This window comes from Desulfosudis oleivorans Hxd3, from assembly GCF_000018405.1.
Classification (GTDB): Bacteria; Desulfobacterota; Desulfobacteria; order Desulfobacterales; family Desulfosudaceae; genus Desulfosudis; species Desulfosudis oleivorans.
This window is the reverse complement of sequence record NC_009943.1, coordinates 3915345-3928024: the sequence shown is the minus strand read 5'-3', so window position 1 is coordinate 3928024 and position 12680 is coordinate 3915345. Positions and strand designations below refer to the sequence as shown.

Annotated in this window: 6 protein-coding genes; 4 read left to right on the top strand and 2 right to left on the bottom strand. The window is 58.8% G+C overall.

Annotated features, from left to right (window positions below):
- Nucleotides 1-22: 22 nt before the first annotated feature.
- Nucleotides 23-3343: a PAS domain S-box protein gene (locus tag DOLE_RS17735; protein WP_012176677.1), complete on the bottom strand. Its 3321-nt coding sequence runs from the start codon at nt 3341-3343 to the stop codon at nt 23-25.
- Nucleotides 3344-3358: 15 nt separating this feature from the next.
- Entirely contained in the window at nt 3359-6763 is a 3405-nt protein-coding gene (locus DOLE_RS17730) for a hybrid sensor histidine kinase/response regulator (RefSeq protein WP_012176676.1), read from the bottom strand.
- Between the two features lie 208 nt (nt 6764-6971).
- Between DOLE_RS17730 and DOLE_RS17725 the strand changes: the two genes are divergently transcribed.
- The 4 genes from DOLE_RS17725 (at nt 6972) to DOLE_RS16775 (ending at nt 12661) form a co-directional block, all read left to right on the top strand.
- A complete protein-coding gene (locus DOLE_RS17725) occupies nt 6972-8891 on the top strand; it encodes a hybrid sensor histidine kinase/response regulator (protein ID WP_012176675.1) in 1920 nt (639 codons plus the stop codon).
- A 16-nt stretch (nt 8892-8907) separates the two neighbouring features.
- The gene (locus tag DOLE_RS16785) at nt 8908-10302 is read left to right on the top strand and encodes a sigma-54-dependent transcriptional regulator (protein ID WP_041280669.1); all 1395 of its coding nucleotides are present in this window, start codon (nt 8908-8910) and stop codon (nt 10300-10302) included.
- A 497-nt stretch (nt 10303-10799) separates the two neighbouring features.
- Nucleotides 10800-12086 (top strand): cohesin domain-containing protein, encoded by a 1287-nt coding sequence (locus tag DOLE_RS16780; RefSeq protein ID WP_012176673.1) that lies wholly within the window; start codon nt 10800-10802, stop codon nt 12084-12086.
- Nucleotides 12087-12169: 83 nt separating this feature from the next.
- Nucleotides 12170-12661, top strand: coding sequence for a cohesin domain-containing protein (locus DOLE_RS16775; protein ID WP_012176672.1), 492 nt, complete (start codon nt 12170-12172; stop codon nt 12659-12661).
- Nucleotides 12662-12680: the final 19 nt, after the last annotated feature.

Sequence of the window (12680 nt, the reverse complement as noted above, 5' to 3'; positions counted from 1 at the left end):
ATCATTCATCATTCCGCATTCATCATTCCAAAAGCGCTTCTCTCACCTTCCGTGCCAGGTCTACTCTGTTGAACGGTTTCTGGATAAAATGGACCCCCTCGTCCAGAATGCCGCGATGGGCGATGACATTGGCGGTGTAGCCGGACATAAAAAGCACCCGAAGAGTGGGATAACGCGCCTTCAGCTTCTCCGACAGAGCCCGGCCGTTCATGCCCGGCATGACCACATCGGTGATCAGCAGGTCGATGGGGTTCGAATGGCTGTCCACCAGTTTCAGGGCCGCTTGCGGGCTTAAGGCCTTCAGCACGGTATATCCCAGGCCGGTAAGTGTCTTCTGGGTAAGCTTTAATACCGCGGCCTCATCCTCCACCACCAGAACGGTTTCGCCGTTGCCGGCCGGCAGCACCGTTGTGTCCCGCGCTTCGGTTTCGTCCGGCGTGCCCGCATGGCGGGGCAGGTAGATTCTGAAGGTGGCGCCATGGCCGGGCTCGCTGTACACGTTGATAAAGCCGTTGTTCTGCCGGACGATGCCGTAGACCGTTGCCAGGCCCAGGCCGGTGCCCTCGTTGACGTTTTTGGTGGTGAAAAAGGGCTCAAACAGATTGTCCATCGTTACTTTGTCCATGCCCCGGCCGTCGTCACTCACGGACAGAACCACATACTCGCCGGAAACAAATTCAGCATGGCCGGCACAGTAGGCCTCATCCAATGCCGTGTTTTGCGTTTCAATGGTGATTCTGCCCGTCCCGTCAATGGCATCCCGTGCGTTGAGGCAAAGGTTGGCCAGAATCTGATCGATCTGAGCGGCATCCGCGTATACCGGCCATAAACCCGACCCCGGCTTCCAGGCCAGATCGATATCCTCGCCGATCAGCCGCCGCAGCATTTTCAGCATTTTTTCCACCGTATCATTCAGGTAGACGGTTCTGGGCACGATGATCTGCCTGCGGGCAAAGGCCAGCAGTTGTTTTGTGATCTCCGCGGAGCGGCGGGCCGCGTCAAAAATTTCCGTCAAGTCTTCTCGCAGGGGATCATCAGGGCCGACCTGGTCCAGGGCCAGTTCGGCATGGCCCAGGATCACGTTGAGCATGTTGTTAAAGTCATGGGCCACGCCTCCGGCCAGCCGGCCCACGGACTCCATCTTCTGTGCCTGCATAAGCTGGGCGGAAAGCCTTTCTTTTTCGGCCTCGGCCTGTTTGCGCACGGAAATGTCCCTGGAGCTGAACAGCAGATCTTTGGGGTTTCCATCCAGATCTCTCAAAACATCGCCAACGGTTTCCACCCAGACATACCCACCGTCCGCACGTTTACAGCGGTATTCAACCATGCGGTGTCGCGACTGGCTTAAAAAGCCATCGGTCATGGCGGTCGCAACGAGGTCCCGGTCGTCGGGGTGAACAAGGGACATGACGTCCGTGCCGATCAAAGCATCCGGCTCATATCCCAGCGTCTGACGATGGGCGGCGTTTATAAACCGCAACTGTCCCTGAACATCGGCAATGGAGACCATGTCAAAGATGTTGTCCGTGATGCTCTGCAGCAGGCCTGTTTTTTCCAGAAGCGCGGCTTCGGCCTGTTTGCGTCCGGTGATGTCACGCACGATGGCCCACATGCCGATGGGTGAAGCGGCCTCATCCCGGATCAGAAACGTCCGCAACTCAACCGGAAAGACAGTGCCGTCCACCCGGCGGTACTCTTTTTCATACACATCCGAGTAACCCCGTTTCAATATCTGGTCTTCAACGACAGCGGTTTCAAGGGAGTGCCATTTTTCTGGCGTCAGGTCCTGGTATGTCAGTTCGTGCAGTTCTCTGTCGGTATATCCCACCATGGACTGGAAGGCCGGGTTGTATTCCTGTACCCGGCCAGCAAGATCGACGGCGACAAACGCGTCCGTCATGCTCTCATACAGGCGGCGGTATTTCTGTTCCGAGTCCCGCAACGCCTTCTGGGCGGCCTGTTCTTCCGTCTGGTCCCGGAACACCAGCACCACACTGATGATGTCACCGGCATCGTCGCGGACGGGGGCGCCGCTGTCGGCAATGGGGCGCCTGGCCCCGTCTCTGGCGATGAGAATCGTATGGTTGGCCAGCCCCACCACCCGGCCCTCCCGCAGCACCCTGGCCACCGGGCTTTCCACGATTGCGCCGGTCTCTTCGTTGGCGATACGAAAAACATCTTCAACCCGTTGCCCTTTGGCCTCCGGCTCTTTCCATCCGGTAAGGGATTCGGCCACGGGGTTTAACAGGGTCACCCGGCCGGCGGCATCGGTGACAATGACGGCGTCGCCGATGGACCGCAGGGTGGTGCGGTAGCGTTCCGCCTCCATACGCCGGTCCGTCTCGGACTGAAAAAGCAACTGGTACTGTTTTTTTCTTTCCCGCAGCCAGAAGGCAGCCCCCAGGACCGTGATGATACCGCTACCCACCAGAATCAGGGCCAGGATCAGGGCGGACCGGAAATGCCATTCGGCAAACGCTTCCGCTTCATCCATTTTTGAAACGATAAACCAGGGGGAACCCGGCACCGGCAGGGTGACCGCCACAACATCGGCATTCCGGTAATCCTTTGCCCTTGTGACCCCTGTGTACCCGGTCACGGCCATCACCGCGGGCAGATCGGCCCGGCTCAAGGGGATGCGAAGCTTTAAGCCCGAGTTCGGCTGGTGGCGCAGGTCGTTTAAAAACAGGACGTGGTCGCCGTCGCGCCGCACCAGCAGGGTTTCCGCGCTGCGGCTGGGCACCGGCCAGGACTGAATCAGGGGGAACAGAAAGGCGCGGGCGTTGCTGATCAGTATGATGGCGCCAAGAGGCTGGTCGTTGGCATAAAGCGGCGCCACCACACTGATATGGGGGGAGGAACCATCCTTTTCTGTGTGCAGTTCGGTAAAAACCGGCCTGCGGTCGAACAGCGCGGTCGCAAGCGCCCCGACAAATCCGTTATGATCAATGACATCGTGGCCGTTGAGGCTCACCTGCACCCTGCCGTCAGGGTCAACCAGCAGAATATTGGCATAGTGGTAGCTTGCCTGCAGGTCCGTAAACCGCCTTTTGATCTCGCCCACGATCGCTTCCGCGGGTGCCGTGAAATAGTCGGCGATGTCCCTGACCAAGGACCTTCTGTCCATGAGCATGGCTGCATCGCCTGTCCGTTCGGCCCGCCACCGGGTGATCTGGTCGGCCTTGAGCCTGGCTATGGCGGTCAGGTTTGCCTCCACCCGCGAAAGCTGCTGTTTGTGCTGAAAATCGTAAAACCAGCCGCCGCCGGCAATGATCGCCAGCAGGGCCGGGGCCAGACAGACCGCCATCCAGCGAAAAGCAGCAGGATTTGGTGGTTTGCGCATAACAGCTCCTTCGCGTTATTCCTTCAGCGCGTCTCTCACCTTTTCCGCCATGTCCTGGTTGGAAAAAGGCTTCTGAATAAAGTTCACATCGGCTTCCAGCTCTCCCCGCCGGCCGATGATATCGGCCGTGTAGCCGGACATGTAGAGCACCCGAAGATCCGGAAACCGCTTTTTCATCGTTTTCGCCAGGTCCCGGCCGCTCATCTCCGGCATGATCACATCGGTGATCAGAAGGTCAATGGTGCCCTGATGTTCGTCCGCCATTGTTATGGCCCGGGCCGGACCGAGGGCCGTCAGCACGTTATAGCCCAGCCGCTCCAGTACTCTTTGAACAAGCTTCAGCACCGAGGCCTCGTCTTCCACCACCAGCACGGTTCCGCCGCTGGCGGCCGGGGCTTTTTGCCCTTTGGCGGATGGGGCCGGTTCCGGCGCGCCCGCGTGGCGGGGAAGATAGACGGTAAAGGCGGTGCCCTGTCCGGGCCGGCTGGCCGCGTAGATGAATCCGTTGTTTTGCTTGATGATGCCGTAAACCGTGGCCAGACCCAGGCCGGTGCCTTCGCCCACGCCCTTGGTGGTAAAAAAAGGCTCAAACAGGTTGTCCAGGGTTTTTCTGTCCATGCCCCGGCCGGTGTCGCGAACAGAGAGCCGCACGTATTCACCGGGCACCAGGCCGGGGCAGTCCACGCAGTCCCACGGGCCGAGCCGGACATTGTCTGTTTCAATCTCAACGCGGCCCACTCCGTCGATGGCGTCCCGGGCGTTGTCCAGGAGGTTGGCCATCACCTGGTCAATCTGGGAGGGGTCCATTCGAACCGGCCACAGGTCCGGTCCGGGGGTCCAGGCCATGTCGACATCCTCGCCGAGAAGCCGTTGCAGCACCTTGAGTCTGTCCCCCATGGTGGCGTTCAGGTCCAGCACCCGGGGGTGGATCGTCTGCTTGCGGGCAAAGGCCAGAAGCTGGCGGGTGATCTCGGCGGAGCGGCGGGCCGCGCCCAGAATTTCATTGAGGGTTTCACAAACCGGGTCATCCGGCCTTGTCTCGTCCAGGGCCAGTTCCGCGTGGCCCACGATAACATTGAGCATGTTGTTAAAATCATGGGCCACGCCCCCGGCCAGGCGGCCCACGGCCTCCATTTTCCGCGCCTGGATCAACTGGGCCGAAAGTTTTTCCTTCTCGGCCTCGGCCTGTTTGTGTTCGGTGATATCGCGCTCAATTCCCCGAAAACCGATCGGGTTGCCGTCGGTGTCTCTCATTAAGGAAATAGAGGTGGCCACATGGCATTTTTCCCCGTTTTTCTTTATAAGGGTCCACTCAAAGGATTTATCCGTTTCTCCGGTTCTAAATACGTGATTGAATATTTGAAACACTTTTTTAGCGGTTTCCGGGGCCATATATTTTTTGTAATTCATGCCCATGGCCTCGTCACTTGGATAACCCAGAATTTTGCACAGAGACGGGTTGAAGAAGGTAAGGTTTCCGGCCAGATCCACTTCATAGTAACCGGTTTCAATATTGTCCAGGACGGATCGGTACCGTTCCTCGTTTTTCCGTAGCGCCTCCTCGGCCTGTTTGCGTTCGGTGATGTCCTGAAAGATGGAAGCGAACTGGTTGGGCGCGGGACGAAAAGCCGTCACCGCAAAGTATTTTTCCAACGCTCTGGCGTGCTCCTCGAAAAAGACAGGGTCCCCCGTTTCGGCCACGCCGGCATATCTTTCGATCCAGTACGGCTCGGTGTCCGGCAAAACCTCGAGCACGGTCTTGCCCACAATCTCCCTGGCCGCAAGTCCGGTCATGCGCTCAAAAGCCGGATTGACGGCCAGAAACCGATAGTCAATCGCCCGGCCCGCGGCGTCGCGGATGATTTCGTGCAGGGCAAAGCCGTCGAGCATCTCGCGAAACAGGGTATGATAGTCCTGTTCGATCTTGCGATGTGCGGTCACGTTCCGGCAGAAGGAGAGCACGGACCGAATCTCCCCGTGGGCGTCTTGTTCCGGGATCAGGCGCCAGTTGAAAACCACCTCTCCCTGTTTTCCCTGAAAGCGGAACTCGGTCTCAAAAGGCGTTTTGCTGTCAAATACGCCTTGGATGGCCTTTTCCCAGAAACGGCACGCCGGTTCCGGGAAATCCAGTTCGCGGTGTGTCCTGCCGATGAACCGGGCCGCCGGCAGGTCGATGAGATCACTGATGTTATCGGACACAAACAGGTGCCGCCCGTCACGGTCAAAGCGCATCACGATGTCCGGCAACCCGTCAATCAGCACGCGGTATTTTTTTTCGCTTTCGCGCAGGGCTTCTTCGGCCTGCTTTCGCTCGGAGATGTCGAGCATCACACCCACAAGGCCGTCCACCCGGCCGGCCGAATCCTGGAACGCGGACTTATAGAACACCACATCCCGGGCCGTGCCGTCCGGACCCGCGTACTGGTATTCGTACTGCTGCTTTCCGCCGGTCTTCAGAAGTTCGAGATCTTTGTCCCGATAGGTCGAACTGTAATTTTCAGGCCAGATTTCATGGGGCCGTTTGCCGAGGATTTCTGCTTCGGTTTTGCCGGTTATGGCTTCAAAGGCCGGATTGCATCCCAGGTAAAGGCCGTTTCTGTCCTTGAAAAACACCGGGGCCGGTATGGCGTGAAGCAGCGTTTGCAGCAGCCGGCGCTCTCTTTCGGTTTCCGCTGCGGCCTGTTCGGCCTGCTTCCGGGCCCGGGCAATTTCGGTCTGGAAATTCAGGGTCCGGCGACGGGCGACAGCCAGGGCGAAACTTAAGGCCAGGGACGCAATCAAGGCCGCTGTCAGCACCGACGGCCATGCCGCCGCGGCCAGCACGGCCCCTTGCCAGCGGCGGGCGTCCACATCCATTCCCAGCACGGCCGCCACCCGGCCGGTTTGCGGCTCGAACAGCGGCACCAGGGCGGAGACCCAGGTGCCCCAGCGGTCTGCCTCAGGGCCTTCCACGGTTCCGGTTCCCGTGGCAAAGACGCGCAGCAGACCGGCGGACGCCTCTTCATAGGGCTGTCCCGGAGGGGAAAGATTTTGTGATTCGGCAGGCTCGCTGTCTGCCAGAAAAAACAGGCCCCCATCCGGCCGCTGTCCCAGCAGATAGATAAATCGGGCCCGGCCATGGGTGCGATGGAGGGCACCCAGCTGCTTTTTGATATCCCGGTAGGCGGGGGCCTCAAGATCGGCGGCAGTGCCGGAAAGGGCCAGAACCTTTTCCAGGTCCAGTGCGCCGGCCACCAGTCGCGCCTGCTCCAGCAGGTCGGCGCGCATGCTGCCGTCTGCATGGCGCACCGTCTGCCAGATGAGCATGGCTCCGGCTACCAGCAGCAGGGCCAGAACACCGGCCAGGCCGGACAAAAGGCCTCGCTTTCCAAAGGGACTTTCAGGGCGGGTGGTAACAGGGGCGGGTGTGTCGGTGGTCATTGGACCTCCCTGTCTGAGTGGCGTCTATGTAAGGGGGCGGTTAAAATATTTAAATATACTAGCACAGTAACGGCACATCGCCAACACCGTTTCGTTAAAACGGCAGGGGTTTGCGTCTTGACCCAAAAGCGCTTGTGAAGTATCATATCACATTCTGAGAACACCGGCCCTGGCCATTTACAACCGTGCGCCTAAGGAGGAGACAGGCATGTCGTTCTACCGGAAAGAGGACGAAAAGCTGAGAATGTTCATGGAACACACCAGCTCCCTGGTCGCCATTCTTGATAAAAATGGAAACTACGAGTATGTCAGTCCCTCCCATGAACGGCTGCTGGGCTATTCACCGAAAGCACTTTTGGGCACCTCGGGTTTCGGCATTGTCTATCCCGAGGATGGCGAATGGATGGCAAAGATACTGGCCGACGGCCTGTCCGGCAGCATGGACCGGGTGTACGGCCTGGAGTACCGGGCACTGGATAAAGAGGGCCGGGTGCATTATCTGAAAGGAAATTTTGACTCCATTCGGGACAACCGGGCCAACCTGCAAAACATCGTCTTTGTGGGTGATGATGTTACTGACCTTCGGGAGTCGGCAGCGGAACTGGACCGGGAAAAAGAAAAGTTCAGGGGCCTGATGGAAGGCTCTCCGCTGGGTATCTTTGTGCGTGAAAAAGACGACGCGATCTCTTATGTCAACGCAACGTTTGTCGCGCTTTTCGGGTATACGCAAAAAGAGATCGCCACCGGCAGCGACTGGTTTCAACTGGTCTATCCCAGCGTGGAGCACCGGCAGCAGATTCTCGAGACATGGAAGGCGGACCTGGAAACCGTGAGCCCCGGCGGCAGTTCGCCCACCCGCAAGCATGTGGTGACGTGCAGAGACGGCACGGAAAAAACCGTGCTGCTCTTTTTTGTGGTGTTGCAAACCGGGGAGCAGCTGGTGGTCTGCCAGGACATCACCCGGCAGGAGTCCCTGGAAGCCCAGTTCCTGCATGCCCAGAAAATGGAGAGCATCGGCCGCCTGGCCAGCGGCATCGCCCACGACTTTAACAACCTGCTGACCACCATCATCGGCAACGCTGATTTTGCCCTGATGGACTTAAAGCCGGAAGATGACCTCCATGACGTGGTCCGGGAGATCAAGGATGCCGCGGACAGGGCCGCCAACCTGACCCGGCAGCTGCTGGCCTTCAGCCGCAGGCAGAGTTGCCACCCGGAGGAGCTGAGCCTGAACACCAAGCTTCAGGATACGGAAAAGATGATTCGTCGCCTGATCGGCGAAAATATTGAGCTGGAGCTGGCCCTGGCTTCGGACGCGGCCCGGGTGGAGATGGATCCCGGCCAGCTGGACCAGGTGATCATGAACCTGGTGGTCAACGCCCGGGATGCCATGCCCGACGGGGGAAAGCTGACGATTCAGACCGCCAGGGTGGATCTGAGCGGGGATGACCCGGTCAGCCCGGTGGAGCTCATTCCAGGGGCCTATGTGCTGTTGAGCATGACCGATACGGGCATGGGAATTCCCCGGGAAGTTCAGGACCAGGTCTTTGAACCGTTTTTTACCACAAAGGAGAAGGGCAAGGGCACCGGCCTGGGCCTGTCAACGGTTTACGGCATTATCAAGCAGAACAATGGCAACACCCTGATCTACAGCGAGCCCGGCAAAGGCACCACCGTGAAGATTTTTCTTCCGGTGCACGAGCGGCCTTCCGACAACACCGGAAAGCCCGCGGACAGGGGCACGCGCCTTCACGGTACCGAGGCCATCCTGCTGACCGAGGACGAGGAAAGGGTCAGAAAGATTGTGGCGCGCATGCTGATGCGGTATGGCTACACCGTGATGGAGGCCGGCGACGGCCGGGAGGCACAGCGCCTTTTTCGGGCCGCTCACCAGCCCGTGAAACTGCTGCTCACCGACATGATCATGCCGGGCATGAACGGCCTGGAGCTGGCTGTTTCCCTGCGCGGCGCCCAGCCGGATCTCAAGGTGCTCTGCATGTCCGGTTATACGGACACCGCTCTTTTCGAAGGGGTGAAAAACGAGGGGTTTGAGTTCATCCACAAGCCGTTTACGCCCACGACCCTGGCCGCCAAGGTCCGGGAACTGCTGGATGAAGAACAGGGGTAACAGACAGGGGGGGGAGATGGCCGATATTCTGGTAATCGATGATGATGAAAGCGTCTGCCGGCTCTTTGCCCGTGCCATATCACGGATGGGTCACCGTGCGGACGCCGTCCTGACCCTGGGCGAAGGCATGGACAAGATCAAAAGCGGCCTGTTTGACCTGGTGCTGCTGGATGTGCGACTGCCCGACGGCAACGGCCTGGCGGCCGTGCCCGCCATTCTCAAGGGGCCCGGGGAGCCGGAGGTGATCATCATTACCGGCCAGGGAGACGCGGATGGCGCGGAAATGGCCACCCGCAGCGGGGCCTGGGCCTATGTGGAAAAACCGCCGGTGATGGACCAGCTCACCCTTCACATTCGGCGGGCACTGGAGTTTCGCGATCAGAAGAGCCGGGCCCGTCTTCCCCTGGTGATGAAGCGGGACCGGATTCTCGGCTCCAGCCCGGCCATCACCGAATGCCTGGGGCAGGCGGCCCTGGCCTCGGCCTCGGATGTCAATGTGCTGGTGACCGGCGAAACCGGCACCGGCAAGGAGCTGTTCGCCCGGGCCATTCACCAGAACAGCCGACGGGGACAAAGCCCGTTTGTGGCGGTGGACTGCGCGGCCCTTTCCGAAACCCTGGCCGAGAGCATTCTTTTCGGTCACGTGAAGGGGGCCTTTACCGATGCCGACCGGGACCGGAAAGGGCTGATCCGGGAGGCCGACGGCGGCACGCTTCTTCTGGACGAAGTGGGGGAGCTGTCGCTGGAGCTTCAGAAAAGTTTTTTGCGGGTGCTCCAGGAAAAGCGGGTCCGTCCGGTGGGCCTGGAAAAAGAGATCGATTGCGATTTCCGGCTGATTGCCGCCACCAACCGGGACCTGGATAAAATGGCGGCCCAGGGAAGCTTTCGCAGTGACCTGCTTTACCGTATCCGCACCTTTACCATCAAGCTGCCGCCCCTGCGCCAGCGGGGGGGTGACTTCAAGGAGCTGGCCGTTGCCTGTATTCATGACTTCTGCGAGCGGGAAAACATCGAGGTAAAGAGTGTTTCCCCGGATTTTTTTGAAACCCTGGCCGCCTATGCCTGGCCCGGCAATGTGCGGGAGTTGATCAGCGCCATTGAAAGCGCCCTGAGCGTGGCCCGGTTTGCCCCCATGCTTTACAGTCGGCACCTGCCCGAAGAGATCCGCGTGCACCAGGCCAGAAAAAAGGTGGACAGCGCGGAACCCGGTACAGAAGGGCGCGACCGCAACAGCAACATGTCGCTGCCCCCCCTGAAAAAGGTGCGGGATGATGTGGTGGCCCAGACGGAAAAAAGTTATCTTGCGGACCTGATGCGGATCACCGGCGGCAAGGTTTCCGAGGCGTGCCGCGTTTCCGGCCTTTCCCGGTCCCGGCTGTATACCCTGCTGAAAAAATACGGCATTCAATGATGGCTTCGTAAAAAGTCCAATATCTGCGTTGCGCTGCACCCCTCGTCACTGCGGCGTACGACAAGTACGCCTCACTCCTCGGGGTTTGCGACGCCTTGATCTTGAACTTTTTACAAAGCCATCAAGGAACCGAGCCCCCCGAAATAAAACCCTTTGTGCCTTTCGTGTTAAAAAGCGGCCGGCCAATTGCATCGACAGGGTGTTTTAACACGAAGACCACAGCAACAAGCGCAGGTCCGGAAATGTTGTCCGGCACAGGAACTGTTCTGCCGGACAGAACAAAGTCCTGTCCGGCAGAACGCGCCGTCTTTTTTCAATTGCCCCCCAAGTCACATAACATCCTTTAATTTCTATATAAAAAAGATAAAGCCGCACGGGCTGCTCCCCTGGCACACCCTTTGCTCTAATACCGAACAGCAAGAACAGTTTTTGTTTTACTGTTCGAAGCGTGGGGGTCCCGGGAAATTGGGATCATAAAAACCTGAAAGGAGTTTGTCATGGCAGTCAACCGTGTAGCGGTTTCAGATAGATTCGAAGGACCGGCCGGCGCATCGGCGACCGGAATTACAGGATGGTGGACCGGTTTTTTGAGCCCCCTGATTTTTACGGGCCTGCTGTTGCTGCTGCTGGCCTCTCCCCGACCTTCGGCCGGGGCGCAACTGGGCTTAAGCAGCGGCCAGGCGGAAAAAGGGGAGCAGGCGACCTTTACGCTTTCCGTAAACCAGGCCCCCCGCACCCTCAACGCGTTCATGCTCGATATTGCCTATGATGTCAATGTGCTTCGATTTTCCGGGTTTGCACCCGGAGAACTGGCCCGTGACGGCTATTCTCTTTTCAGGGTGTTTAATCACAGCCCGGGCGTGATCCGCATCGGCGGTGTAGAACCCCAGGAACCGGGAGTGCGAAAGGGAGACAGCGGTGATCTGGTCCACCTGACCTTTAATGTGATCCAGGAGGGGGAGAGTCCACTGACCCTTACCGCTCTTACCAATGACGTGCAGGGATGGACCACCCGGAACGGCCATTTTGCGGCCCTGTCCGTTGATCCGGCGGATAAAACGTCCCAGGCGCCTGAACTGGAAAACCCGGGGCAGGAGGTGGACGGTATTCCCGTTGTGGATAGCGCGGGCGCCGTTGCCTCGGCACTGTCGCGGTCCGGCGGGGCTCCTGGATATGGTAATGCGCCGGAAACAGGCGCTGTTGACGATAATGGTGAACCGGTGAATACGGCATCAACGGAGAAGCCGGTTGCCGATGACCAGGGAGAGCCGGTTTTGCGGCAAAACAGCGCGGCCGGAACCATGCAGGCCCCCGTGGAGCGGCAATCAGCCCGGGGTTCGTCTTCGGCACAGACCATCGGTTCCGGGAAGGCTCTGCCGGCCGGCCGCCAGAGCGTCAATCCGGCCGGCCGCATCGGGCCGGTTCCCGCCGAAGGCCCTGAAAAAAGTCTGCTCCAGGACCGTTTAACCGGTATCCGTTCGAAGGCGGCAGCCGGGACAGCGGGACGGCAATCGGGTGATCAACAGCCCCTGTCCGCATTTGGCGGCGACCGGCTGTTTGAAGTCGCTGCACGGGTGGTGGAGATCGTTCTGCTGGCGGCTATTCTGATGGTGCTGCTGATGATTTTAAGGGAGATGCGATCACAACGGGCAAAAATAAAAATATTTCCGGGCAGCTCGGGCCTGCCGGCATCGGATTCGCCAACAAGGCCGGAAATCCGTTCAACCGGAACCGGCCCGAACCGGCACACCCTTTCCTCCCGGATTTTTCGATTTACCGGGTAGTCAAGCAGGGCATAAAAGGAACCCCGAAAAATTAAAAACAAACCGCCAAAACAAAAAAGGACGTTTTGGGCAGGAGAATAATCATGAAAAAAAGATCCCTTACATGGCTGACAATGGTTTTTGCGGTGTGTGGAATGTTGTTCGCAAACCATTCCGCGGCCCAGGAAGGAGAGGCCGCCGCCCAGTCACCGGGCCAGACCGTGACCTGGTGTCTTTATGTGACAGACGCGCCCAACACGGTCCGGGCCTTTGGCCTTGATATTGTTTATCCAACGGATATTTTAACCTTTAACGAGGCATCCAAGGGAGAACTGCTGGAAAAAGGGTTTGGCTTTTTTGGCGTTAATGAGCTTAAGCCCGGCCGCATCCGGGTCGGCGGCATGGAAACGGGAGAGAACGCTATTGCGCAGGGATCCAGCGGTCGACTGGTTACCCTGACATTTATCAAAAAAAAAGAAGCAGCCCCGTCGTTTAAGATCATCATGGTTCGAGACCATATGCAGACATGGTCCGTGTTAACCGATGACGCGGTTCAGCCGGCCCACCTCTCCCTTATCAAATGCACTCCCCGGTAAATTTTTTTGGGGTCTTCGT

Excerpts from the sequence above, each read along its gene's own strand:
- DOLE_RS16785 (WP_041280669.1), top strand. The coding sequence starts at position 8,908 with ATGGCCGATATTCTGGTAATCGATGATGATGAAAGCGTCTGCCGGCTC.
- DOLE_RS17735 (WP_012176677.1), bottom strand. The coding sequence starts at position 3,343 with ATGCGCAAACCACCAAATCCTGCTGCTTTTCGCTGGATGGCGGTCTGT.
- DOLE_RS16780 (WP_012176673.1), top strand. The coding sequence starts at position 10,800 with ATGGCAGTCAACCGTGTAGCGGTTTCAGATAGATTCGAAGGACCGGCC.
- DOLE_RS16775 (WP_012176672.1), top strand. The coding sequence starts at position 12,170 with ATGAAAAAAAGATCCCTTACATGGCTGACAATGGTTTTTGCGGTGTGT.
- DOLE_RS17725 (WP_012176675.1), top strand. The coding sequence starts at position 6,972 with ATGTCGTTCTACCGGAAAGAGGACGAAAAGCTGAGAATGTTCATGGAA.
- DOLE_RS17730 (WP_012176676.1), bottom strand. The coding sequence starts at position 6,763 with ATGACCACCGACACACCCGCCCCTGTTACCACCCGCCCTGAAAGTCCC.